Raw genomic sequence first — 23,204 nt, forward strand, 5'->3', positions numbered from 1 at the left:
TTAAGATGCTTTATTCAGTACCTTGTTTTCGGCCAAAAAGCGACCTATACTGACCCCTTTTTTGGGCTTACTTATGCCCTAAAAGACTTTTGCAACAGCCACCTTAGTTATAAAACACCTCTTGAAAAAGTGCAGGTGATGACATGGTATGTCACCACCTGCACTTTTGTATTTTATCCCTTTATTATTCTTTGCAAGACCACTTCACGCTGCACCCTGAAGAGACAACAACTTCTCACCGTTTAATAAGGAATTTGACAAATGGACTTATCCAACGATGTAGATTGACCTATCATCTAATCAGAATAAGGAATGGCTAACAACTTTCAAATCGAATCCTACCAGGTGTACGTTACTCAGGGTAGAACGGACTTCAACCGTTCTATCAAACTTACCAGTCCTGACCTTTCGCACGGTATCCGCGTTCGGGCCAGCGTTTTTTTTCAAGATTCAAATTTGTTTCAGAAATGGAAAGGGGTTGGGAAAATAACGAACGTCGGGGGCGAGAACTTCGATGGAAGTGACATTCAGGTGGTCTGCAATCCAAGCCTATTTGATGGCTTCTATCAAGTCCTTTCTTCGGAGAAGCCTGTTTACCTTTCTTATGTCTATGAAAACTGGCCTGAAGAACCTAAAGGCACGACTAAACTTATTACTCAGGTTACGTTAAAAACGGATACTGAGATGCCCGGCGATTACGAATCTATGATCAAATAGCTTGGAGTCTGCGACGCGTTTATATGCTTGGGATTTGGGGCACAAATCCCAAGCATATAAACGCGTCGCAGACTCCTACAAAAGGGGGAAAAGTACAACGTTTGGCCATCCATCAATGAGTGCCAGACGTTGTACTTTAGGAGGAGGAGGCATCTAAACGCTTTGCTAGCTCACCACAGGGATGTTGGTTTACCAGCAATGGTAATCGGTTGGGGCTGCACTTTTAGGGGCCTGCCGGTTCAGTGATTGTTTCCCCAACAGGACCAGCTAACGATACAAAATATAAAATTCGCTAACCTTTTATCTACATATTACTCCCTTTTAATTAACTAGTTATAGTAATTTTTGCCCAGTAGGGAGTCATTTTTGCCCATCGGGTTCACCCCCTTTTTTTCGGCGGACCGCTACTGCCTTCTTGTCGCTAATTACCGTCCATCTAGTCGTACTAATTTCTTTCTTCATTAGCCAAACACATCCTCTATGAACTTTGACAACAAGTCTCCCCAGTCGGTTATTGAGAGCTTACACCAGGCCGAATGGACAATCAACGGATTTAAAATCGTTTTTCTATTCGCCGAGCAAGTGCTCTCAGTGATCAAAAGTCGATCTCTGGTTACGAATTGGGACGAAGACCCAATAGCCACCGATCCCTATCTTGACCGGCTCAAGCGATGTTTCATCAGCGTTCAGCAGTACCATATGGCCTTCGGAAGTCTACCCCAGATTGGGGATCGGTTATACGATGAGGACACGGGCATGAAGATTCAGGATCGCTCGATTGACGGCAATTTACGGACGATCACCTTCACGCTAAGCCTTTAAGAAGGACCAGCTCAATTGGCCACTTTGGGGTAAAAATCCTTTGTTAAATGAAGCGTAAATTGGGGGGTGAGTTTCTTGTTTTCAACCACAGCCACTTACCGCCACTTATTGGAATAGTTTCTTAAGATACCTTATACAGCCCCACTAAGAAAAGTGAAAAATAGGTTGTTTCAATTTATTCTGGGGATGTTGTTTTTATCGAGTGATGAATTCACCGCATCCTTAAAAGAGGGTTGCATTCGGGCCTGTTGCGGACTAAGCTCATTGAGTGGAACGGGGCTAAGCCAACCTAATTCTTCGATGACCGCCTGCATCGGTGGTGTAATGGTCGGTGCGTAATCCGGTTTGGGATCAGTAGGCTGAATCTGCTGACCCGGAAGAGGTAATCGGTGATCCTGACAGCCACTTATCGCCAACATGAGCATCAAGGCACCTGCAGCACTCACCCCAGATAAACGGGTTCCTGTTTTTGAAAATCTGTAATTCATAGACGTTAATTATTTTCCAATTTAACTGTCTACTTAACCATTAATTTAAGCAAGTAAGTAAGAGATCGATTTTAGCAGAAAGAGACATAAATGAACGAAACATGGGTATAGCGGTATCGGTGTCGTGTACTTCTGTATCCAGCCAGTACACCGCTCAGTACATTTTCAGTACCCGGATCAAGGAACCTTGGTCTTAGTTGAAGTATTCCATAATTTAACTAAGACTTGTTTTTATAAATTTTATGCATACTCCACTGACGGATGAAGAAATGATTCGCCAGTTTCGGACAGATCAATCATCTCACTGTTTCGAGGCTTTGTACAATCGCTACGTTAAAAAAGTTTATCGCCGTTGTTTATCAATGACGAAAGACCCTCTCAAAGCCGAAGACTTTACTCATGACATTTTTTTGAAGGTATTTAATAAACTGGATGCCTTTCAGCAACGCTCCAGTTTTTCTACATGGCTTTACACAATCTAATACAATTACTGCTCAGACCAGTTACAGTTAGCAAAGCGTTTGAGCCTTACTGCGCTTGATAACGATTTCAGACACGATATACCCGAATCAACCGAAGTACAACTTCATGAAGAAACACTGCTGTTAGCTAAACAGGCCATGACAACCTTGTCAGCTAAGGAGCAGGCACTACTTCATTTGAGGCATGAAGAAGGCATGAGTATTGAACAAATTGCTTACGACTATACTGTTAACCCCAGCGCCGTTAAGATGCGGCTTAAACGAAGCCGGGAAAAATTCATCGCTTATGTATAAAGAACTATGGAGGCTAAGTATAAATAATATATCCTATTCTTTCTATAGATAGTATAGTTTCATACATAAGTACAGTCGGGTAAAAAATTTGTACCCATTATGAAGAACTTGCAGTCTAAGAATTACAGAAAACATCACACGCAATGGAAATGGTAACATTTGCAGCTTTGAAAAAAGGTCTGGTTCGGCAATTAATCGAACAAATTGTCGAATTTCATCCGAATATGACCGAAAAACAACGTGAAGAGTCTGTTCAGCCTTGCCTGAACGTTATAGCCCTGTTTATTAGCTTGACCGTAACGTTTGTCGGTATTGTGGTCTGGGCTTTTTCCTAAGCATCTGCCTAATTATCCTGCGTATACTGTTTGTGGTATACATCTCCTGAATCCCCGAAACTATTAATGGGTATTTTGTATGACTACGCTCCCCCGATGATAAGCGATCTGCTTATTCAGGAAGCATAGCTCTGTCAAGAGGTTCCTCCTCTATCGGGTCAAAAAATGGCCACAGTGCTTCAGACGTAATATACACAAGCCGTAAGGGTATCGTAACACCTGCTTTTGTTGGGTGAGAAATCTGACGTATATAGGGTACCATAGCCACTATATATTGACCCGGTTCATCATCAAGCTCCCTAAAAATCAGTTCATGCTTTGTGGCATAATCATATTTACCACTACAAATTACCTCATAGTCCATCCAGGTATCCTCCCCTACCTGAGTAGCCCGTCGGCGATTAACATCTGTATAGAGCATGTAACGTACCAGAGCCCGCGAATTAGCCAAATCTAACTCATTGCCTATATTTGACATTTGCTATTATTATATTTTATTTATACCATAAAGATAGCCAAATATTTGTTTACTTTAAATTTAGATCATAAAAAAAATACTGACCTAACGCCTAAACCACTGTCTAACAAATACCTGTTAAATTTATATACTCACCCTACACTATAATACATGTATACGCTAAAAAAAGTTAGATCATATAAATCTGTTTTAATAAACTACTCGTATATATTACCTGGATAAAAAGAGGAAGGTTTTCAACGGCCTGCAAATAGCGGGCCGGTTGATTTTTTAATATAAATTTATCTGACTACTGCTCCACTTATTTACGGCTGTTTACCCGTCTTGATAATCTAATCCTTGTAGGCGTATCGCTCTTCGTTCGCACTCGTCAATATTTCATTTATAGTTTCTTTTAGTAGTTCACTGGTTGATAAACGGTTTGCATAAAGCCATTCCGCCTTTCATAGATTATATAGAGCAACTCAAAGTGGTATAAAAAAAGCCAGACCGTCCCATTGCGAAGACGGCCTGACCCAGTTGAAAAGAAAAGTGTAAGCCTTATATACGGGTGTAGTATTGATACAGATTTACCGTCAAGACAATCTGACTAATCTTCTTTTTGTGGGCTGTTCAAAGCGACTTTGTCATACTGATGCAGGAAGCATTCTCGACAGATTCCGTAATTTGCGGAGCAACTGGAAGACTTCATTTTGTATTTACGCTCACTATGATTCAAATCCGCCACCTTGCTGCTCACATCGAAGCATTGGCACCCCTTGCTTATCAGGAATCCTACGACAATGTGGGCTTGTTGGTAGGCAATCCCAATACCGCTGTTACGGGTGTACTGGTTACGCTCGATATTACAGAAGCCGTTGTCGATGAGGCTGTTGCCAGAGGATGTAATGTTATTGTAGCCCATCATCCGGTTGTCTTTAAAGGTCTGAAGAAACTGACGGGAAAAACCTATGTGGAGCGGACAGTCATAAAAGCTATTAAACATGACGTAGCACTTTATGCAGCGCATACGAACCTGGATAATGTGGCTGGGGGCGTCAATTTCAGGATTGCCGAAAAGCTCAACCTACAAAATGTCAGCATACTGGCCCCTAAAACGCAGGTGCTAACCAAGTTAGTTACGTTTGTTCCTATAACTCACACGCAAGCTGTGCTGGATGCGCTTTATGCTGCTGGAGCAGGGCAAATTGGTGCCTATAAAAATTGCAGTTTTCGCGTGGCCGGGACCGGAACATTCCAACCTACGGAAACGGCCCGGCCAACGATTGGCGAACCAGGTGAGTACCACGAGGAAAGCGAAAATCGTGTTGAAGTTATCATACCAGCTCACCAGCAGTGGCAGCTCTTAAACGCGTTGCGTCAGGCTCACCCGTATGAAGAAGTCGCCTATTACCTTACAGCTCTGGATAATCAGCATCAGGAAGTGGGCTCCGGCGCGGTTGGCGATTTGCCAGAACCACTGATGGGAATGGCCTGGCTGACTTATCTGAAAGAGCATATGGCGCTAAATCTGATACGCTACACGGCCCTACCCGACCAGCCTATAAAGCGTATAGCCGTATGTGGGGGCGTTGGAAGTTTCCTGTTGCCCGATGCCATACGTGCCGGAGCCGATGTATTTGTGACGGCTGATTATAAATACCACGAGTTTTTTGATGCCGAAAATCGCATCGGTATCTGCGATATTGGGCATTATGAGAGCGAAGTCTTCACTAAAGACTTAATTCGAGAGCATTTAGCAAAAAAATTCACTACTTTTGCGGTAATTTTATCGTATACGGATACGAATCCGGTTCGATATTTCTAATGAATAGTGTATAATGAATAATGTAAAACACTGAATACCAGTAACGTTCAGCTAGTTGACATAGATATCATTATACATTAAACATTATTCATTATACATTAAAACACAAATCTCCGAATGGAACTGACGATTGCGCAAAAACTAGACGCTCTTCTGAAACTGCAATCCCTTGATTCTCAATTAGACGAACTCATAAAAATTCGTGGTGGCTTGCCCGAAGAAGTCCGTGACCTTGAAGACGACATTGCTGGCTTTGAAACCCGAATTGGCAAGTTTCAGAGTGAGATCAAGACGCTGGACGAGGAAATTGAGCGCAATCGCGTGGCAAAGAAAGACGCAGAAAAGCTGATCACCAAGTATAAGGATCAGCAAATGAACGTCCGTAACAACCGCGAATTCGACGCCATTTCTAAAGAAATCGAATTACAATCTCTTGAGATTGAGTTGGTTGAGAAACGCGCCAACGAAGCTCAATTCCGGGTTCGGGGCAAAGAGGAAGAAATCAAAACGACCCAGGCGGCTCTCAACGAACGGAAAGAAGACCTGAAAGCGAAAAAGCAGGAGCTTGATCAGATCACGTCTGAAAGCCAGGAGGAGGAGAAAGAAATCATCAAACAACGCGATGTACAGGCAACGACTATCGAACCGCGTTTGCTGAACTCCTACAAAAAAATTCGTGGTAACGCCCTGAACGGCTTAGCCGTTGTCATGGTGAAACGTGGTGCTTGCGGTGGCTGCTTTAACGTAGTTCCACCACAGCGTCAGGCCGATATCAAAGACAAAAAGAAAATCATTGTCTGCGAGCATTGCGGACGGATATTCGCTGATGTGGAAGGTGTTCCTGAACCAGCACCAACGGGCCGCGGCCGATAGGCTTCACCCTAATGAACACAAAAAAAGGTCGTCTATCAGACGACCTTTTTTTGTGCCATTACGCACTACCTGCCGTTACTTTGTTGACAGTTTCCGCCTAAATTAAATCATGCGCACCTTCATTAGCCGTATTATTGTTCTCACAGCCAGTATGCTGCTGCGTACGCTGCTGGTTCAGGCGCAGGGTTTCGTGTGGACACCGGGCCTTCAACAGGCTTATGCTGACCTGCAAAAGCTGGAAACGCAATCATCCCAACAAGTATTGGCCCGTGAGTCGGCCAACAACGGCGTCCGTATTTTTGTAGAGGACTATCTGGATATGCTAAGCCTCGTTACTTCCGACGACGACCGCCTGTTTACCGCGATAAGCGACCGGGAAGACGACCGGCTCGACGCACTCAAAAAGTTAGACAATACTTCCCCCTGGCAACGCGTGCTACTCGCCGAAGTAAGACTCCACTGGGCTTTTGTAAAATTAAAGTTTGGGAAAGAAGTCAGTGCCAGTTGGGATGTCATTCGAGCCTATAAACTGCTGGCCGAAAATCAGAAACGCTTCCCTGCTTTCCTGCCAACCTACAAATCGCTGGGAACACTGCACATCATGATTGGCTCCGTACCCGATAATTACGTGTGGGTTGCCAATCTGTTAGGCCTGCATGGCAACATTCAGGAAGGGCAGCAAGAACTTCAACGCGCCCGGCAAGACCCAACCTTCGGACTTGAAGCCCGACTAATAGACCTGATGGTACGGGCCTATGTCCTGAAATTTACCGATGCCGACGGGCAAAGTCTAAAACGTCTGGTTAGCGATCATCCGAACAACCTGCTGCTCCATTTTTTTGGCGCTACTATCGAACAAAAAAATGGGCATAGCGAACAAGCCCTTGCCTATCTGGCTAGTCGTCCGACGGGTAAAAACTATATGGCTTTACCTGTTATTGAGAATGTGCTGGGCGATATTTATTTGCAAAAAAGCGAATATGCTACGGCAATAACTCATTTCAACCAATTCCTGACGACTTATGAGGGCCGAAACTTCCTGAAAGACTCCTACTACAAACTGTTTCTCTGTCAGTGGTTAGCCAATCAGCCAGACGCCGTTTCTCGTCCATTTATACAGAAAGTAACGTCTGTTGGCCGAACAACAGTCGAATCAGATAAAGCGGCACAGAAGTTTGCCGAGTCCTATTTACAACGGGGAGCTTCAGCCAATCAGAAAATCCTAATGCGGGCGCGGCTGGCTTCCGATGGTGGTTTTACCGACAGCGCTCTGGCCTATCTGCAGCCTTACACCGAAGCCAAATTCCCGACAATAGCCGAAAAAGCAGAGTACAACTACCGCATAGGACGTATTTTCCAACGTCGAAATGAGCCTGATTCGGCTATTTCATGGTTAACCCGTGCGTTGGTCCTAAGCGAGCCTGAGCAGCTTTCTTTCGGGGCTACGGCGGCCTTGCAACTGGGCTATATCTATAAACAAAAGAACGACCGCACTCGCGCGCGGTCGTTCTTTCAAAAAGCCATTAGTTTCAAACACCACGAGTATAAAAACAGCGTAGACAATAAAGCAAGGGCCGCTTTAAGTCAGTTTTAGGGGGGAGAAACAAGGAACAAACGCCATATCTTCAAGATATGGCGTTTGTTCCTTGTTTCTCCCCCCTAAAACTGATTCAAGTTTCAATGATCAACTCTTTTAACAAACCCGGCTCTTCGCGATTTTGATGAACCTGCTGATAAGCCTCAATGCCACCGAACCACGAAAGAACCTGCAATTTCATTAATCGAGTCACCTTAGGACTCATCATCTTACAATATGAACTGTATGGATACTCCCTGAAATCGGCACAAATACCATGCGTTTCAGGATTTCGATGGATATAGGCAACTAAATTTGTGAAGTACTCATCTGAATCAACCAGCTTGCGCCTGAAATTCTTTTCAAAAAGGCTCACTGTTCGTTCTTCCTGTACTTTAATTGATTTTGCGTAGGACACAAAGAAACGCCGGAATTGCTCACTAATAATGCGTTCAGGTGATATGATAAGTTCTTGACCATGCCGTAGTGTCTGTTCTATTTTGGGTAGGTCAGCGAAATTTTTTATACGAACTAATAAATGGAAGTGATTGGGCAGTAAGCAGAAAGTATACGTTTCAAGATAAGGGCTTAAATAGTAGTCGTACTTCTGCAAAAAATACCGGTAATTCCGGTGCTGGAAAAATAAATTATCGCCGTTGTTGCCCCGGTTATAGATGTGATAGAAGCAGTCTTCAAGCAGTGGTGGAAAATATTCCTGCCGATAGGTGGCCATAGTCTTTTTGTAAGCAAAGTAGTAAAAAGGGTAGATAAAACAAGGGTAAACGCCAAACGCCATATCTTGGAGATATGGCGTTTGGCGTTTACCCTTGTTTTATCTACCCTTTTTACTAGGCCAGTGCAGCTACGCCGGGTAATACTTTGCCTTCCATGTATTCCAGTAACGCACCGCCACCGGTCGATACATAACTCACACGGTCGCCGTAGCCAGCCTGATTAACAGCCGATGCCGAGTCACCACCACCAATGAGCGAGAAGGCACCGTTTTCTTCGGTAGCTTTCACTACGGCTTCGGCAATAGCGTTGGTACCATGCGCAAAGTTCTCAAATTCAAAAACCCCCATCGGACCATTCCAGAGGATGGTTTTCGAGCGTAGTACGACCTCTTTAAACAATTCGATTGTTTCGGGACCAATGTCCAGTCCTTCCCATCCATCAGGAATCTCACCCGTTGCAACAACCTGACGATTAGCCGTATTCGAAAAATCGTCGGCGCAGAGGTTATCGACAGGCATGTAAATTTTCACACCTTTAGCCTCCGCTTTCTTCAATAACTCAAGAGCTAAATCCTGCTTATCAGCTTCGAGGAGTGATTTGCCGATTTTGCCACCCAATGCCTTGGTGAATGTATACGTCATTCCACCCCCAATAATCAGGTTGTCAACCGTATCGAGCAGCTTCTCGATGATCAGAATTTTATCGGAAATTTTAGCACCACCCATGATCGCTGTAAACGGCCGTTCAGCTTCTTCCAGAATCTTTTTGGCATTGGCTAACTCAGCATTCATGACATACCCGGCAACACGATCCTCAAAAAACTGGCCCATTACTGCCGTGGATGCGTGTGCCCGGTGCGCTGTACCAAAAGCATCATTGACCCAAACATCACCAAGTTTCGCTAGTTTTTCAGCAAAAGCGACATCTCCCTTTTCTTCTTCTTTGTAGAAACGCAGGTTTTCGAGCAACAGAATTTCGCCCGGTTGCAGACTAGCCGCCAGATCAGTAGCTGATTGACCAATGCAGTCGTCGGCAAATTTCACCTCGCGGCCAAACGCTTCTTTCAGAGCGGGCAGCAAATGTTTGAGGGAATATTTCTCTTCGGGACCACCCTTAGGCCGGCCTAAATGCGACATCAAAATGGCCGAACCACCGTCGTTCACGATTTTCAGAACGGTTGGAATGGTCGCTTTGATGCGAGTGTCGTCAGTAATGTTATACTCTTTGTCGAGCGGCACGTTGAAGTCCACCCGAACGAGGGCTTTCTTACCGGCAAAATTGTAGGTATCTACGGTTTTCATGCGACTACGTATGGTCGTTGGTTTACGGGGCCAAACTTAGCAGTTTTTCGGCAGACACAGACGCGAAGTTTGCAGTTCATGCATAGACACCTGTTTCTCACATGACAGAACTAGGGCCAGATTAGCTGAAATTACCGGGTCTTCAGTCTATTTTTGCCGTTGCCGCCGGACCGAATTTGGTACCAAAAAAGTCAGCTTTATTCCAGACAGGACGGCCATTCGCCTGAGCTGTGAGGTAACCAATCAGGAACTGCAACTGCACATGCCGACCAGCCGCGTTCCAATCAAACGGCTGATTCATATCGTCCTGTGGGGTGTGATAGATCGTTGCCCGCCAGGCGAGGTTAAGTTTTGTACCGTCGCGGTCGTCGCCGGTGGTCGAACCGCTTTTGATGTAAATAGCCGGAATACCCTGCCGTACAAAGCTAAAGTGGTCGGAGCGCATGAAGACGGCCTGCTCAGGAATCGGGTCTTTGGCAATTTTTACACCCACAAACGTAGCGGCTGCCTCCACGGCACCCTTCATGCTAGAATGCTCGGAGCCATAAGGCACAATATCCAGCAACGGGTGAAAGAAAAACGGCATATCGAGACACAGGTTCGCTACTATTTTAGCCTTTGGTACGGTCGGATTACTGGCAAAATAATCGGAGCCAAGCAGCCCCATTTCTTCGCCCGTTACGGCTACGAACACAATAGACCGACGCGGCTTTTGAGGTAATGACGCAAAGAGCCGGGCCGCTTCGAGGTTAATGGCCACACCCGATGCGTTGTCATGTGCACCATTAAAAATTGAATCTCCTTTGACGGGTCGCCCTACGCCGAGGTGATCGAGGTGCGAAACATAAACAACATATTCATCTTTTAGAGTTGGGTCAATGCCGGGCAGTACCCCTACGATGTTTTCACCCACCAGCCCATCGTTCAGATCGGTTTCGGTATGGGCGCGAACCACCAGATTCATTGGAAACGCCTGTGGTTTACTCTGATTGGCGGCCACGCGGGCTTCTTCAAACGTTTTGGCTGCTTTTCCGAACAATGAGCGAGCCGTTGAGTCGCCCAATAAAGCCACAACTTTCAACTGCGGGAACGTCCGCTGGGCTTTTCCCTGGGCGTTGGTCCAGCGGTAGGTAGCCTGTCGATTACGGGGCGCGTTTGACTCGATACGTGCCTGAACATCGGTGGGCAGGCTAAACGTTATCATGCCCACTGCACCGCGCGAAGCCGCTACTTCCTGCTTGGCCGAGCCTGTATACGCCCGCTGATTCGATGGAAATATAGCCGGAGCGCCGTTAAAACAGGCGACAACTTTACCGCGCACATCAATACCGGCATAGTCATCGTACCCCAACTCGGGAGCCGATACGCCAAAACCGACAAAAACAATGGGTGCTGAAACATCACTGACCGGCTGGCCAAAGTTGGGACTGAGAATAAAGTTTTTACCGTACGTAAACAGCTGTTCCTTCCCCTCCTGAATCAAAGCAAGCGTACTGGCGTCTTCACGAACCTGTGCTTTGCGAAGCGGCACTAACTGACGAAATGTTCCCCGCTGTCCAAGTGGTTTGAAGCCCAGCGTTTTGAACTGTTTTTCAACATATTGAGCGGCCAATTCATAGCCTTCTGTACCGGGTTTCCGACCTTTTAATTTATCATCTGCCAGGTAGCGCATATGGGCTTCGATGGCTGTAGGACGTACAGATCGGGCTGCTTGTTGGGCCTCAGCGGGAATCGTTACAGGTGACATCTGAGCCGAAACCGACTGAATAATGCCAATACAGACAAGGTAGGGACTATACTTTTTCAACATAGGTAACAAGGTATTAATCTAAAGTTAAGCCTCAAAATTTTTAATTTCCAAATTACTGCACAAACTTTATAGGACAAAAGGACTACTACCAAAAGTCTATCGAATACCCACATAAACTACACGATCCCATGATCTCGAAAAAGGCAAAATATGCGATCAAAGCACTAAAGGCATTAACAGAGTCCTATGGAAAAGGGCCGGTTTTGATCTCTCAACTGGCCGAACAGGAATTGATACCCAAAAAATTTCTGGAAACTATTTTGCTCGACTTACGCAACCACGGTATCCTGCAAAGTCAGAAAGGCAAAGGGGGCGGTTACTTATTGCGCGTTGAGCCGGAGCGCATCACGCTGGCACAGGTTATCCGCATTATTGACGGTCCCATTGCGCCTACCCCCTGCGTTTCCTTAAATTTTTATGTTCGCTGCGATGACTGTGATGACGAGGAAACCTGCTCTATCCGACCCATTATGTTACGCGTTCGGGATGCTAATCTGGCGGTATACGAAACAACAACGATCAGGATGCTGGTCGACAGAATGACGCCAGTAATTGAGGAAGTTTGATTAGTAAGTATCCAGATACGATAGAACACAGATTTTTATGATTACTATGATTTTAAAAAGATGATTAGCAGCATCTTAACAAATCATAGTAATCATAAGAATCTGCGTTCTACTGTCCGGATACTTGATAACTAATACTTTCCTTCGCTCCCGGCTCCGCCAAAGTCGCCACTACCATAGCGCAAGTTATCTTTTGGTCCGTGGGGTATGGTGCTGGCTGCCTGCACAGCGGCAATACTGGCCGCGTTAATGAACATGTCGTTTGGCGAATCATCATCTGGTGCGTCCGTAAAGCCGTGTTTGGGAGTGGCTAAATACCGAATACCAAACACGGCAATCCCAATCAGCACAAAGCCACCGAGCGTCAACGCTACATTGAGTGGCATCAGACTCGTATAGTCATGCAGTGTAATGACAGCGGCTATAAGGCCAAGCATGCCGAGGATATTCAGCATTCTGTTTTTCTTTGTCAGACCCTGCCACAGATAAACAGTCGGAATGGCAAAGGTTAATATCCAGAACAAACCCGCCAAGGCAATTTGGGGCGCATCTGCGCTAGTGTAACCGCCCAGACGCGACCTTAGCAGCAGGCCATTGAGCTCACGCACAACAAAATAATTACCACCGGCCGCCAGCAAAATAAGCGATACCCATTGCACCAGATTTAGAGGATCGGCATAATAAACCTGTCTGGTATCCCGATTCACTATTTGCCTGACCAGAACATACAGCACGAGCGAAACGCCAATTATCACGAAGGGCAACACATCTTTCCCCCAGCTTTCGTTTAACAACCGATTGGCAATAGCGGTGTAAAATGTAGACAGCGCAAAGAACGCAATCAACGTATCGCCGTAGTACCAAAGCACCAGCAACAACAGGGGTAGTGTAAACAGGCAATGGGTAGCGAGGGAAAGGCCATTCGGCAGAAACTGATTAACGCCGAAAGCCAGAAAACCTGTCAGGGTCACGACAAACGCATTATCAATTCCATTACGGTACAGCAGTCGGCGGTTGATAAGAAAATGGCCAATAATCCCAACGCCGATGCCAAAAGCAACATTAAACAGACCATAGGCCGTTGCGCTGTCGAATACATCAGATAAGATACTGGCGGGCAGCAGGTAACAAGCCAGAATAGCAACGGTTGTAAATAAAAATAAGCCGATTTCCAGGAAACTGTTTGTCCGGCGAAACTCTACCGGATAAGCTTTTCGGATGGTATTGATCTGATCGTCGGATACAAGCCCCTGCCGATGCCAGCGTTCTGCCTGCATGAGAATTTCGCGGTTGTATATCCATTGTTCGTTATACGCTCTCATTCGTTCGGTTGCCTTTAGGTAATTGGCTCATCAGGTAGTAGACTAATGCAATACCGGTCAGAATAAAATACCAGTAATAGGCATCGTCGCTCTGTGGACGCACATAATGAAAAAATAAGTAAGTAACGCCGATGTAGCCGTAAACGGTACTCATCAAGAGGAATAGAAATGATCCATCGGCAATATCTACCCGCTGAAATTTTCGGTCACGTCGGGCATACTGATCGAACGCGACACAGGTCACGGCCAGGGCCAGCGCATACAGTAATCGAGATTCGCCGAAGTTGAACAAACCGCCCAACAGAGCCACCAAAAGCAGGTTTCCGGCAATGGTGAGGTAGGTATAGGTGAAGTGAGGTTTAATGTGCTTTCGCTCCAGCCCGATGGCCACAGCGATCAACAAAAGGCCAAGCCCAATGGCCGACAATACCGTTCCCTGATTGAAAAAGTTGGTTTTAAAATACAGATCAAGCGGCCTTACCGTAACGCCCACCCACGAAATCAGGGCGGTAAGCGCCATACTCAACACCCCCCGATGGTCAAAGCGGTAGGCCAGTGGCAAAAACAGCAACGCGGGCAGCAAGGTCACAAGGCCATAGCGGTTGCCAAAGACGTTGTAGGCATATTGTGCGTATCCTTCGAGCGTTAAGAACAGCAGACAAGCCAGAATGAGCGCATAATCACCGAAGGTAGAGCGGCTTTTGGTTTGGGCGGGCGTCCATTCTGGACGATATTTCCAGGCGAAGTAGAAGCTGCCGATACAGGCAACCGCAATAGCCGTCAATAAAGCTCCCTGACCAATTTTGTCGAAGTTATCATAGATCAACAGCCCAAGCCCCGAGCTCAGTAGCAGAATGCCAATGTAGAGCATTGAGCGTAATTCCCAATGCAGCGAAAAGGGCTTTATTCGTTCTATTTCGGCTATTTCAGCCTGTTGCTTCGGTGGCAAAACCCCTTGTTTACTCAACTCATTCAGAACTTCGGCCGGGGACATAAATGATTGTTTTTGTGTTATAGTATTATGGGTAAAAACCCTCGTTACTGCATGATTGGACGTCAGAAAGTTATCCTTACTCCCCGTTATTACCTCGACAATTTCCGCTATGTGCTGGACTTTGTCAAACGGCTATACGGCAATTTGTTAAACGATGCCGAACGGGATTTTATACAGCGGTTCGACGCCTTAAGCGTCGATGCCCAATGCCTGTATGTCCGGTTCAGCAACCGCAAAGGACTATTTTTTCGCGTCAACAAGCTACAGTATAACGAAATTACTGACTTACCGGCAGCCGTTGGTGAGCTAATTTTGGCTGGCTTTGTCGAACGGCTCTCGGCACACCACGAAATTATGGGCGAGTCGGCACTGGGTATTTTCACAAAACCCGAACTACTGAATCTGCTTCCTCTCGAACCGGAAGAGAATCGTTTGCTGGTCAAAGAAAAGAAGGAAAGCGTTGTTCGGTATGCACTCCACGAGCTTGACTTCGCCGAAATTGTTATCAGTTTGACTACCCACGAAACGGTGGTCAGGATGAATTTTGAGGCTGAGGGCATGATGGTGAAGTATCTGTTTTTTGGCAATCGGGGAAGCAGCATGACCGAATTTGTGGTGCGGGACCTGGGCATGATCAACTTCGAGCGGTATGACGAAAGTAAGTTTACGGCCCGTTTTCGCACCCGGAAAGAGGTAGAAGACAAGTTGCTGATCTCGCTGACCAACGAGGAATTCTACGATCTGAAGGAAACCGAAACACCCGCCGACGATATTTACAACTGGTTTTTGAACTGGAACGAAACCCGCCCCGAATTAACCGAAATTGCTATTCCGGGTTATCAGAAACTGGTATGCCGCGTGGGCGCTTTTCTGGAACGCCAAAAACTACCCGATCAGGCGCTGGCTGTTTATGAACTCTCCGATCGGGTTCCGGCAAGGGAACGGCGCGTTCGGCTACTGTTCAAAAACGGCTCGATAGAGGAAGCCCTCGCCCTTTGCGACGAAATTGCGGTTAACCCGCTCAACGCCGAAGAGCGGTATTTTGCCAATGATTTCCGAGAGAAGATTCTGGGTCTGAGCGAGAAGAAACGCACGCGCAAAGCAACCACGCGTTTTTTGTCGGATGCAGAAAGCGTCAACATTCCGGCGGCATACCGCCACCACGTCGAAGCGGGGGTCATGAATTACTATCTAGAGAATGATTTCGACGCGGCCTTCACCGAAAATTACCCCTGGCGCGGTTTGTTCGGGCTGGCTTTCTGGGATATTATCTACGATGCCAATGTGTCGGCCATTCACCACCCGCTGCAACGCGCCCCGTCTGATTTTTACCTGCCCGATTTTTACCAGAAACGAGAGGATTTACTAAAAAAGCGCCTTACTGAACTCGACACCAAAGACGATTGGCGACGACATACGGGCCGGATGTTCAACGCCAAATATGGCATCACCAACGTGCTGGTCGACTGGTCGGATGAGTTGTTAAGGTTAGTACAGCAAATGATCGAGTTGCTTGATGTTGAGCAACTACGCCTGATTCTGCTCGAAATGGCCCGCAACGTTCGCGAACACACACGCGGTTTTCCCGATTTGCTGGTCTGGAACGAGCAGGGCGAGTATGATTTTGTAGAGGTCAAATCGCCCACCGATCACCTCGGGCCACAGCAGCTTCACTGGCTGGAGTTTTTCCAGACCATCGGCGTGCGGGGGAAAGTTGTTCGGATTATTTGGGAGTTATAGAACCCGCCCCACTCGCAGAAAGATTGGAAACTGAACCTCACGTTCACCATCACCCCAAAGCGGCTGTAGCTCCTCTCCCAACCCGATAATGGGGTCTTCCTCGTTTTCATAAATATATTGCCGTACTGCCGACCACGTACGCAGGTAATTCAGGAATCGCTCTACTGTCCACGTTCGGCAGGCGGTAAACGTAGCGTGTTGCGCATCGGCAAATGGGAAAGGCAACGTTGCATAGCGGTTATCAATGTGCATTCGTTGTGGGTCCCAATACGGGCCGATTCTATTTCGGTAGAAATCCAGCATGACACCATCCAGGTCTTGCCCTGCCTGCACCAGTCCGTATCCCCACTCGGCGATTGTGGCGCCGGGCTTGGCCACGCGCCGAACTTCCTGATGAAAGGCATTCACGTCGAACCAGTGTAGTGCCTGCGCTACGGTGATCAGATCGAAGGTTTGGCTGGCAAAGGGAGTTTGTTCGGCCTGGCTGGTCTGGTAATGAATAGTTGCTTTTTTGACAGCCAGAATGAGCTGTGTCTCGCTGATGTCGGTTGCGTCGACCCGATCAAAAATATCGGCTAATGCACTGGCTACCTGTCCGTTTCCGGTGGCACAATCCCAGGCCGTTTGCCGGTTAGATGTAACACTCAGGATAAAATCATATAATTCGGCGGGGTAGTCGATTCGGTACTGGGCGTATAGATCGGCATGACCCGAAAAGCGATCGAGAGGCTGCATATTTTTTTATTTTCGGCAATTTTAAACGTTTTTCGAGAACAACTGTCAAACAAGTGGTTTAATAGGAAAAACCGAAGCCAAAATTGGGTTATCATCGTAAACCCTCTATTTTTGCGCGGTTGCCCTTACTCAATTCATTTGTTTATTTATTGTTTACCCGATTCTCATGAAAAAAATATTTGGCCTTCTCATCGCTTCGGCTTCGCTGGCCGTAGCCTCTATTGACGCTCATGCGCAGGCGCCATCCGATATTCCAGCGGAGATGAATACCCTGATGACGAAATACACCTGTATTGCCTGTCATCGCCCAAATCAACGGTTAGTGGGTCCTGCCTATGCAGATGTAGCCAAAAAGAAATATTCCACAGAGGAAATCGTCAACCTTATTTATAACCCGATTCCAGCACATTGGCCGGGTTATCCACCAATGGCACCCATGAAACAAGTGCCAAAGGAAGACGCGGTGAAATTGGCTACCTGGATCAACTCGCTCGATGGCAGCCCGGCGAAAAAAGCGGGTTCCGGAAAAGGAAAAAGCAAGAGCAAAAAAGCATAAACACAAAAACACCGGACAGCATCCGGTGTTTTTTTTTACTTAACCTAACCTATGATAAAAAAAGATTGTTACTGGCTGACGATTAGCTTCTTATCAGCCCGTTTATCAAATTTTTTCTGGGTTGGTGGATTTACCAGAGCAATCTGACTTTGGACAATAACAGGCTGCTTGATCGCAAATTCCTGTGTAAAATTCTCCTTGTGTTTTTTAAGTACCACCGTGTAGTTTCCTTCCGGTAATGGAGTCAGGTCAAAACTCCGACGGTATTGCGTGATGCTCTCCGATTCGTCATAGAAAACATTGCCTTCCTGATCCTTGATCATCACTTGAACTGCCCCTCCAGTTGGGTTATTAAAAATAACTTTGATGGTGGATGGACGAGTTGACAGTGGAAAGACGACAGCTTCAAAGCCAGATGACAATTCGGCTGGAGTCTGTTGCGAGGTAACGGTCTGCGCCTTGCCTACAGCAGAAGATAATAGAGAAATAGCTAGCACGAATAAAGTGCCGTAGCCTGGAAATAAGCGATTTGCTTTCATTGTACTAGTAATTAAGATGTGGATAGAATTCATCCGGCTTTGTGTCGGATGATGGTTGATTCAATATGTAAAAACAGAATGTAGCTGACTTTTGAAAACGTAGGCTACCTTTTCTTTTACAAAATAGTTAGTCGACCCAATAGCTAGACAGGATAACAATGAAATCAAAAAAGCGTATTTCTACGCAAAAAAAAGTTGGTCTAAAATGCAAAAAGCACCAGACTGATATCTGGTGCCTTTTGCACTTATTAACCTAAAGTCGTTCGTTATAGCCAACCGGAAAACTCGTCTATTCGGCGGGTTCTCAAAACTACTATTCTACCAGTACACCATACAACCACTACCCAATGGCACTCCGCTGGCGTACCGCTTCGTACAAAATCACGCCTGTTGCCACTGATACGTTCAACGAACCGACAGCGCCTAAAAGCGGAATTTTAACGTGCGTATCGACCATCTTGAGCAATTCGGGCGAGATACCGTCTTCTTCCGATCCCATAATAATTGCCATTGGGCCAGTCAAATCGGTGGTGCGTTCGTAGAGATCACGAGCTGATTTTTCGGTACAGGCTACTACCGTAATGCCTGACTGTTGTAAATATTTTACCGTTTCGGTCAGATCCGGTTCGCGGCAAACCGAAATATGGTTTAGTGCACCGGACGACGTTTTCATGGCGTCGGAGTTAATGGCCGCAGCCCCCCGACCGGGAATAACAATACATTGAATGCCCGTACATTCTGCCGTGCGGGCAATAGCCCCGAAGTTCCGAACATCGGTAATGCGGTCGAGTAGCAGAAAAAACGGTTGTTCGCCCCGCTCAAATACATCGGCAATTACATTCGACAGTTTGACATACTGTACCTGGGCAATGAGGCAAACGACACCCTGGTGATTTTTACGCGTAAACCGGTCAAGACGCTCGACGGGTACGCGCTGAATAGTGACACGTTTTTGAAAGGCAAGATTCTGGATATCGGGATTGCTCAGCCCCTTCTCCATATATAGTTTATCAATCTGCTGGTCGGACTTAAGCGTCTCGATAACTGACTGAATACCAAACACCATCTCCTCAGGTTCTGGCCGGAACTGTGGTTTTGACCCACCGGGCCGATGCCCACCAGGACGGGAATTAGTTGGGCGATTTACTCGCGAATTGTTCCGGTTCTCCATGCTTCGACAATCGGGTACCAAACAGGCTGATACTCAATGAAGCGCACCAGTTCGTAATGATCCTCGACAAATTGATTCGGTTTTTTTGTAAAGGTAAAGTTTACTTCCGAGACATTGGCCCGGCGATTATAAACCCACACTTCGCGCTCCCGGTTCCGCTGCACCCTGTCTGGGGCACCAAGCACAATATAGATCATGCCCTTATCGGTTTTCCAGCCTTCTTTATAACTCGTAAATAGGCGGTTGGCTTCTTCGACCCGGTCGAAATACGCTTTCAGGGTTTTTCGGGCTACCTCTTCATTACCCGACATTAAACTCAGCCAGTAGCGATCAAAGGCCTTTTTGACATCCTGAGCCTGATTCAACTCGCCAATTTCGGTACTGGTGCTCACATACAATACCGGCTTTATCAATTTTTCGGGGCGGGTTAATTTAGGGAAGCGTTTATCTGTTACGACCAGGCCAATCCCGGACGCATCGGTTGTATCTTCCAGGAAATAATAAAGCCCTTCGTGCGGTATAACAAATGGCTGATTCGTCATGATGGTGAGGGTCGAATCTTCCGTCAGTGATTTCGACGCCGGGCGTGGCGCGGTGTTCATGGGCGACGAAGCCGCTTCGAAATCGTGGCGGTACCGAAAGCCGAACAGTTTCTTGCTGGTGCCATTTACATCACGAATAACAACCGTGTCGTTCACATTCACATAATTACGCAGTTCCGGCTGTTTCCCATTTTTATCAAACAGCGTGTACCGGTCGCTCAACTTTGTGCCCTTGAATCGCAGTGACAGATCGTTACGCGCTTTTGTCCCATTGGTGGTTTCGGTAATTTCAGTGAGCAGAACCGCGTTAGGCGCATCTTTAGGCCGTTTTACGTCGAATGTTAGTGTTAGGTGATCGCCCTGTGTACCTATTGTCTGGGCATTAAGGGGTACGGTTCCGTAGCCCAACCGTTCGCGGTTGTTGTAGTCGGGATACATGACATAGGCAATCATGAAATGTTCCGAAAAATCGGTTGGACTAACCATGTTATCGCCCGATGGCGTCTTGGCAGTTATGTCCATATACACCCGAACGCTGGTGGTATCGGCGGCCAGAAATTTGCCTTTAATTGAGGTCACCACCCACTCGCCGGCTGTTTTGGCCGATACGGCAGGGGTTGTACCCAGGGCCGGGCCATCTGTCATGACTTTAACGGGCGCGGGAGCTTGTCCCACGCCAACAGTCGGGCGGGTATCGTTGCGCCGGGTATCGTCTCGGGATGGTGTGGCGTTACTGCGCTGCGCATCGTCGGGGCGAACAGCTGGCCGACTAGCCTGATTTCGCTGGGCTTCTGTGCGGGCATCATAGGCCGCATTGGCACGAGCCTGCTGCGTTTTTTTTGCGGTCGAACAGGCAACTACGAAACAAATAAAAAGTAAAGCAGATAGAATACGCATAAACAACGATGTAAAATCTATAAACCTGTGAGGTTTTAAAAACCCTATAGGTTTGGTTGCTTTTAATAACGAAAAAAAGCCCTCTTTTGGCTTACCGGAGCTGTTCATTTTTCTTTACTTACTGCAAAAGAGTAATTTTGCCAACTGAATTGCAAACGCATGTATAAGACAACTGAAATTACCTCCGCCGAAATCGCATCGGATAACCCTGTTCACCAACGGCTTTTGTTCCCCTATGTCGAAGCGGCTATCCTTGTAAGCGGCAACGTTCTCGAAATTGGCTGTGGCTGGGGCCGGGGACTTGAATTGCTGACCAAAGCGGCTAATCACTATACGGGTATCGACAAGAACGAGGAGTTAATTACCAGCCTCAGTGCCGAATACCCGAATTCGACGTTCATAGCGGCCAATATTCCGCCCCTCAGTAGCTTACCCGACAATACGTTCGACTTTATCGTAACGTTTCAGGTCATCGAACATATTCAAAATGACGACCTGTTTATTAAAGAAGCGCATCGCGTCCTGAAACCGGGTGGTAAGCTGTTACTGACCACCGTTAATAAGTCCTTCTCCCTCACGCGCAATCCCTGGCACGTTCGGGAGTATTATGCCGATGGGTTAAAATCATTGATGGGAAAGTATTTCCCGAAGGTTGATACAAAAGGCATTCACGGCAACGAGAAGGTGATGACCTATTACGAACAGAATAAGGAATCGGTCAAGAAGCTAACTCGCTTCGATATTTTCAACCTGCAATACCGTCTTCCCCGCCGTTTGCTACAGGTGCCCTACGACCTGATGAACCGCCTGAACCGCAACCGACTTCTGCAAGCCGACGGTATTGCCGCCGAAATCGACTACACCGATTATTTGGTGAGCAAAGACCCCGCCGGAAGCCTGGATTTCTTTTATATAGCGACGAAGTAAGTGGAGGTTAATAGCAAAACCCATGAATCAGTCAAGGTTAAGTACGCAACTTAAGAAGTCAGGTGGTCAATTAATGGCATTTCTGAAAGATGTCATTCGGGGCCGAGTCAAAATTGACGTCGTCTAGCATCAAACAACAGACAGATTACAGCCCTTGGATGATCCAAAACGCATTGTAAAAGCTGGGTATGACAAGCTCGGTAGTCGCTATCGGACTTATTATGAACAGGCAGTTCCGCAGCGCTATACCAACTGGTTAACCGCCTTTGCTCAACTTTTATCCCCAGGCACTCGTGTGCTCGAATTAGGCTGTGCCGATGGTATCCCAACGGCTCGTTACCTGAGTCAGCATGTTAACTATTTGGGCGTCGATATTTCACCGGTTCAGATCGAACACGCTCGGGTCAACGTTCCAATGGCGAACTTTGCCGTGGCAGATATGGCAACCCTTCGGTTTCCTGACCATTCGTTTGGCGGAGTTATCGCTTTATACTCCATCATTCATCTACCCGTAGCCGAACAGCCAGCTTTGGTTAACGCCATCTATCAATGGCTTAAGCCAGAGGGTTACTTTCTTTGTATCCTTGGCGCTGACAAGTGGACTGGTACAGAGGCTGACTGGATTGAACCCGGCACACTTATGTACTGGAGTCATACAGATGCGGCAACCTATACGTACTGGTTTAAAGAGGCAGGTTTCACCGTTATTGACAGCCACTTTGTCGATGAGGGTAACGGCGGGCACACCTTCTTTTTACTGAAAAAATAGCGTTATATAGCTTCGATCCCGAGGACTACTTTTCTATGCGCAGCTATGACTGTTATCTGATGCTGTAAGCTGAGATGTTGGTTTATCTGAATTTACGTAAACTATGAGATTTTTTGTAGTAAAAGACGTACGAGCCAGCACCAACCAGAGTGAGTACCAGCATGGGTAGCCAGTCGCTGGGGAATTAGCTTGGATGAGTTATTTTTTTGGTGAACGAGAGTAGAATAGTTGAATTTTTGCCGGGTTCAAAATTACAGTCAACATATTAAAGTTCAACTAATCTGCTGTACTTAATTGACGTAATTACTACTTATACAACAGGAAATTTTCTGACCTTCCAACCAAAATAAGGTTGATTGAATCTATCAAGTATAAACTCAATTGACCGTGAAAAGCATATTACTTCTGCTCATACTTACTCCTTTTTTGAGTTGTCATAAAGATACTTTTAACCCTGGGCAAGAAGTCCCTGCTACCATTATTGATCTTCAACTAGGACAAACAGTTTATTGCGGTTGTTGTCAAGGATATCGGGTTCAAATCGGTGGTAAACAATACTTCACCAATCGTGTGGCCAGCCCTTTCAACAATCCAAATACAAAGGTTTGGATTCGCTATAAGCAACCAGAAGAGGGGTGTGAGTCTGAATCGACAAATCGAATTCAAATTACCTCAATAAGAAGCCGGTGAACTCTCAGTTTACATATATCAACGAGCGGTTTGCTAAT

At 46.5% G+C, this 23,204-nt stretch carries 25 protein-coding genes; 14 read left to right on the forward strand and 11 right to left on the reverse strand.

The genetic code is table 11. The annotated features are described in order from the left end of the window. Positions 1-312 precede the first annotated feature (312 nt). A complete protein-coding gene (locus CWM47_RS02845; protein WP_100986268.1) occupies positions 313-717 on the forward strand; it encodes a hypothetical protein in 405 nt (134 codons plus the stop codon). A 480-nt stretch (positions 718-1,197) separates the two neighbouring features. Further along, positions 1,198-1,539 carry a hypothetical protein gene (locus CWM47_RS02850; protein ID WP_100986269.1) on the forward strand — a complete coding sequence of 114 codons (342 nt, stop codon included), beginning with the start codon at positions 1,198-1,200 and terminating at the stop codon, positions 1,537-1,539. 170 nt (positions 1,540-1,709) lie between these two features. Here CWM47_RS02850 and CWM47_RS02855 read toward each other — a convergent pair whose 3' ends face one another. Then, positions 1,710-2,027 (reverse strand): hypothetical protein, encoded by a 318-nt coding sequence (locus tag CWM47_RS02855; RefSeq protein ID WP_206170598.1) that lies wholly within the window; start codon positions 2,025-2,027, stop codon positions 1,710-1,712. Positions 2,028-2,269: 242 nt separating this feature from the next. Here CWM47_RS02855 and CWM47_RS40020 point away from each other — a divergent pair, with 242 nt between their 5' ends. From CWM47_RS40020 to CWM47_RS02865, 3 genes are all read left to right on the forward strand, one after another. Continuing rightward, complete coding sequence (locus CWM47_RS40020; RefSeq protein WP_317046713.1) at positions 2,270-2,509, forward strand: RNA polymerase sigma factor; 240 nt, start codon at positions 2,270-2,272, stop codon at positions 2,507-2,509. 39 nt (positions 2,510-2,548) lie between these two features. Next, entirely contained in the window at positions 2,549-2,803 is a 255-nt protein-coding gene (locus CWM47_RS40025; RefSeq protein WP_317046714.1) for an RNA polymerase sigma factor, read from the forward strand. Positions 2,804-2,946: 143 nt separating this feature from the next. After that, on the forward strand, positions 2,947-3,138 hold the full coding sequence (locus CWM47_RS02865; RefSeq protein ID WP_100986270.1) for a hypothetical protein: 192 nt from the start codon (positions 2,947-2,949) through the stop codon (positions 3,136-3,138). Between the two features lie 112 nt (positions 3,139-3,250). On the opposite strand, the gene CWM47_RS02870 is transcribed toward CWM47_RS02865, so the two are convergent. Next, positions 3,251-3,616, reverse strand: a complete 366-nt coding sequence (locus CWM47_RS02870; protein ID WP_100986271.1) for a hypothetical protein — start codon at positions 3,614-3,616, stop codon at positions 3,251-3,253. Positions 3,617-4,325: 709 nt separating this feature from the next. On the opposite strand from CWM47_RS02870, the gene CWM47_RS02875 reads away from it, so the two are divergent. From CWM47_RS02875 to CWM47_RS02885, 3 genes are all read left to right on the forward strand, one after another. Then, positions 4,326-5,423 carry a Nif3-like dinuclear metal center hexameric protein gene (locus CWM47_RS02875; RefSeq protein ID WP_100986272.1) on the forward strand — a complete coding sequence of 366 codons (1,098 nt, stop codon included), beginning with the start codon at positions 4,326-4,328 and terminating at the stop codon, positions 5,421-5,423. Positions 5,424-5,540: 117 nt separating this feature from the next. Next, positions 5,541-6,296 (forward strand): zinc ribbon domain-containing protein, encoded by a 756-nt coding sequence (locus tag CWM47_RS02880; RefSeq protein ID WP_100986273.1) that lies wholly within the window; start codon positions 5,541-5,543, stop codon positions 6,294-6,296. A gap of 109 nt (positions 6,297-6,405) precedes the next feature. Beyond that, positions 6,406-7,890: a tetratricopeptide repeat protein gene (locus CWM47_RS02885; RefSeq protein ID WP_100986274.1), complete on the forward strand. Its 1,485-nt coding sequence runs from the start codon at positions 6,406-6,408 to the stop codon at positions 7,888-7,890. A 76-nt stretch (positions 7,891-7,966) separates the two neighbouring features. Here the strand turns inward: CWM47_RS02885 and CWM47_RS02890 are convergent, their stop codons facing one another. The 3 genes from CWM47_RS02890 to CWM47_RS02900 all read right to left on the reverse strand — a co-directional run bounded on the left by CWM47_RS02890 (position 7,967) and on the right by CWM47_RS02900 (position 11,718). After that, positions 7,967-8,605 carry a hypothetical protein gene (locus CWM47_RS02890; RefSeq protein ID WP_157815883.1) on the reverse strand — a complete coding sequence of 213 codons (639 nt, stop codon included), beginning with the start codon at positions 8,603-8,605 and terminating at the stop codon, positions 7,967-7,969. 115 nt (positions 8,606-8,720) lie between these two features. Continuing rightward, complete coding sequence (locus CWM47_RS02895; protein ID WP_100986276.1) at positions 8,721-9,908, reverse strand: phosphoglycerate kinase; 1,188 nt, start codon at positions 9,906-9,908, stop codon at positions 8,721-8,723. Between the two features lie 142 nt (positions 9,909-10,050). Further along, the gene (locus CWM47_RS02900; protein ID WP_394341977.1) at positions 10,051-11,718 is read right to left on the reverse strand and encodes a M28 family metallopeptidase; all 1,668 of its coding nucleotides are present in this window, start codon (positions 11,716-11,718) and stop codon (positions 10,051-10,053) included. 128 nt (positions 11,719-11,846) lie between these two features. Here CWM47_RS02900 and CWM47_RS02905 point away from each other — a divergent pair, with 128 nt between their 5' ends. Then, positions 11,847-12,284, forward strand: coding sequence for an RrF2 family transcriptional regulator (locus CWM47_RS02905; RefSeq protein ID WP_100986277.1), 438 nt, complete (start codon positions 11,847-11,849; stop codon positions 12,282-12,284). A 131-nt stretch (positions 12,285-12,415) separates the two neighbouring features. Here the strand turns inward: CWM47_RS02905 and CWM47_RS02910 are convergent, their stop codons facing one another. Beyond that, positions 12,416-13,606 (reverse strand): hypothetical protein, encoded by a 1,191-nt coding sequence (locus tag CWM47_RS02910; RefSeq protein WP_100986278.1) that lies wholly within the window; start codon positions 13,604-13,606, stop codon positions 12,416-12,418. Continuing rightward, positions 13,593-14,600 carry a DUF2157 domain-containing protein gene (locus CWM47_RS02915; protein ID WP_100986279.1) on the reverse strand — a complete coding sequence of 336 codons (1,008 nt, stop codon included), beginning with the start codon at positions 14,598-14,600 and terminating at the stop codon, positions 13,593-13,595. Before CWM47_RS02915 ends, CWM47_RS02910 begins: the two co-directional genes overlap by 14 nt. A 51-nt stretch (positions 14,601-14,651) precedes the next feature. On the opposite strand from CWM47_RS02915, the gene CWM47_RS02920 reads away from it, so the two are divergent. Then, positions 14,652-16,340 (forward strand): VRR-NUC domain-containing protein, encoded by a 1,689-nt coding sequence (locus tag CWM47_RS02920; RefSeq protein ID WP_100986280.1) that lies wholly within the window; start codon positions 14,652-14,654, stop codon positions 16,338-16,340. Here the strand turns inward: CWM47_RS02920 and CWM47_RS02925 are convergent. Beyond that, entirely contained in the window at positions 16,335-17,075 is a 741-nt protein-coding gene (locus CWM47_RS02925) for a class I SAM-dependent methyltransferase (RefSeq protein ID WP_100986281.1), read from the reverse strand. The genes CWM47_RS02920 and CWM47_RS02925 overlap by 6 nt on opposite strands. Positions 17,076-17,241: 166 nt before the next feature. On the opposite strand from CWM47_RS02925, the gene CWM47_RS02930 reads away from it, so the two are divergent. Then, complete coding sequence (locus CWM47_RS02930) at positions 17,242-17,631, forward strand: c-type cytochrome (RefSeq protein ID WP_100986282.1); 390 nt, start codon at positions 17,242-17,244, stop codon at positions 17,629-17,631. Positions 17,632-17,699: 68 nt separating this feature from the next. Here the strand turns inward: CWM47_RS02930 and CWM47_RS02935 are convergent, their stop codons facing one another. The 3 genes from CWM47_RS02935 to CWM47_RS02945 all read right to left on the reverse strand — a co-directional run bounded on the left by CWM47_RS02935 (position 17,700) and on the right by CWM47_RS02945 (position 20,780). After that, the gene (locus CWM47_RS02935) at positions 17,700-18,170 is read right to left on the reverse strand and encodes a DUF3244 domain-containing protein (RefSeq protein WP_100986283.1); all 471 of its coding nucleotides are present in this window, start codon (positions 18,168-18,170) and stop codon (positions 17,700-17,702) included. Positions 18,171-18,510: 340 nt separating this feature from the next. Then, positions 18,511-19,341, reverse strand: coding sequence for a 23S rRNA (guanosine(2251)-2'-O)-methyltransferase RlmB (gene rlmB, locus CWM47_RS02940; protein ID WP_206170599.1), 831 nt, complete (start codon positions 19,339-19,341; stop codon positions 18,511-18,513). Then, positions 19,314-20,780 carry a GWxTD domain-containing protein gene (locus tag CWM47_RS02945; protein ID WP_100993708.1) on the reverse strand — a complete coding sequence of 489 codons (1,467 nt, stop codon included), beginning with the start codon at positions 20,778-20,780 and terminating at the stop codon, positions 19,314-19,316. Before CWM47_RS02945 ends, rlmB begins: the two co-directional genes overlap by 28 nt. 159 nt (positions 20,781-20,939) lie before the next feature. On the opposite strand from CWM47_RS02945, the gene CWM47_RS02950 reads away from it, so the two are divergent. The 3 genes from CWM47_RS02950 (at position 20,940) to CWM47_RS37960 (ending at position 23,166) form a co-directional block, all read left to right on the forward strand. After that, entirely contained in the window at positions 20,940-21,707 is a 768-nt protein-coding gene (locus tag CWM47_RS02950; protein WP_100986285.1) for a class I SAM-dependent methyltransferase, read from the forward strand. 154 nt (positions 21,708-21,861) lie between these two features. Continuing rightward, positions 21,862-22,476 carry a class I SAM-dependent methyltransferase gene (locus CWM47_RS02955; protein ID WP_240625682.1) on the forward strand — a complete coding sequence of 205 codons (615 nt, stop codon included), beginning with the start codon at positions 21,862-21,864 and terminating at the stop codon, positions 22,474-22,476. A gap of 387 nt (positions 22,477-22,863) precedes the next feature. Continuing rightward, positions 22,864-23,166, forward strand: a complete 303-nt coding sequence (locus CWM47_RS37960; RefSeq protein ID WP_157815884.1) for a hypothetical protein — start codon at positions 22,864-22,866, stop codon at positions 23,164-23,166. Positions 23,167-23,204 lie beyond the last annotated feature (38 nt).

Origin of the sequence: Spirosoma pollinicola, assembly GCF_002831565.1 — a bacterium.
Classification (GTDB): domain Bacteria; phylum Bacteroidota; class Bacteroidia; order Cytophagales; family Spirosomataceae; genus Spirosoma; species Spirosoma pollinicola.

Coding starts and splice junctions, on each gene's coding strand:
- CWM47_RS02900 (WP_394341977.1), bottom strand. CDS start 11,718: ATGTTGAAAAAGTATAGTCCCTACCTTGTCTGTATTGGCATTATTCAG.
- CWM47_RS02920 (WP_100986280.1), top strand. CDS start 14,652: ATGATTGGACGTCAGAAAGTTATCCTTACTCCCCGTTATTACCTCGAC.
- CWM47_RS02880 (WP_100986273.1), top strand. CDS start 5,541: ATGGAACTGACGATTGCGCAAAAACTAGACGCTCTTCTGAAACTGCAA.
- CWM47_RS02935 (WP_100986283.1), bottom strand. CDS start 18,170: ATGAAAGCAAATCGCTTATTTCCAGGCTACGGCACTTTATTCGTGCTA.
- rlmB (WP_206170599.1), bottom strand. CDS start 19,341: ATGGAGAACCGGAACAATTCGCGAGTAAATCGCCCAACTAATTCCCGT.
- CWM47_RS02925 (WP_100986281.1), bottom strand. CDS start 17,075: ATGCAGCCTCTCGATCGCTTTTCGGGTCATGCCGATCTATACGCCCAG.
- CWM47_RS40020 (WP_317046713.1), top strand. CDS start 2,270: ATGCATACTCCACTGACGGATGAAGAAATGATTCGCCAGTTTCGGACA.
- CWM47_RS02845 (WP_100986268.1), top strand. CDS start 313: ATGGCTAACAACTTTCAAATCGAATCCTACCAGGTGTACGTTACTCAG.
- CWM47_RS02950 (WP_100986285.1), top strand. CDS start 20,940: ATGTATAAGACAACTGAAATTACCTCCGCCGAAATCGCATCGGATAAC.
- CWM47_RS02895 (WP_100986276.1), bottom strand. CDS start 9,908: ATGAAAACCGTAGATACCTACAATTTTGCCGGTAAGAAAGCCCTCGTT.
- CWM47_RS02945 (WP_100993708.1), bottom strand. CDS start 20,780: ATGCGTATTCTATCTGCTTTACTTTTTATTTGTTTCGTAGTTGCCTGT.
- CWM47_RS02875 (WP_100986272.1), top strand. CDS start 4,326: ATGATTCAAATCCGCCACCTTGCTGCTCACATCGAAGCATTGGCACCC.
- CWM47_RS02910 (WP_100986278.1), bottom strand. CDS start 13,606: ATGAGAGCGTATAACGAACAATGGATATACAACCGCGAAATTCTCATG.
- CWM47_RS02930 (WP_100986282.1), top strand. CDS start 17,242: ATGAAAAAAATATTTGGCCTTCTCATCGCTTCGGCTTCGCTGGCCGTA.
- CWM47_RS02850 (WP_100986269.1), top strand. CDS start 1,198: ATGAACTTTGACAACAAGTCTCCCCAGTCGGTTATTGAGAGCTTACAC.
- CWM47_RS02870 (WP_100986271.1), bottom strand. CDS start 3,616: ATGTCAAATATAGGCAATGAGTTAGATTTGGCTAATTCGCGGGCTCTG.
- CWM47_RS02890 (WP_157815883.1), bottom strand. CDS start 8,605: ATGGCCACCTATCGGCAGGAATATTTTCCACCACTGCTTGAAGACTGC.
- CWM47_RS02855 (WP_206170598.1), bottom strand. CDS start 2,027: ATGAATTACAGATTTTCAAAAACAGGAACCCGTTTATCTGGGGTGAGT.
- CWM47_RS02885 (WP_100986274.1), top strand. CDS start 6,406: ATGCGCACCTTCATTAGCCGTATTATTGTTCTCACAGCCAGTATGCTG.
- CWM47_RS02865 (WP_100986270.1), top strand. CDS start 2,947: ATGGAAATGGTAACATTTGCAGCTTTGAAAAAAGGTCTGGTTCGGCAA.
- CWM47_RS02905 (WP_100986277.1), top strand. CDS start 11,847: ATGATCTCGAAAAAGGCAAAATATGCGATCAAAGCACTAAAGGCATTA.
- CWM47_RS02915 (WP_100986279.1), bottom strand. CDS start 14,600: ATGTCCCCGGCCGAAGTTCTGAATGAGTTGAGTAAACAAGGGGTTTTG.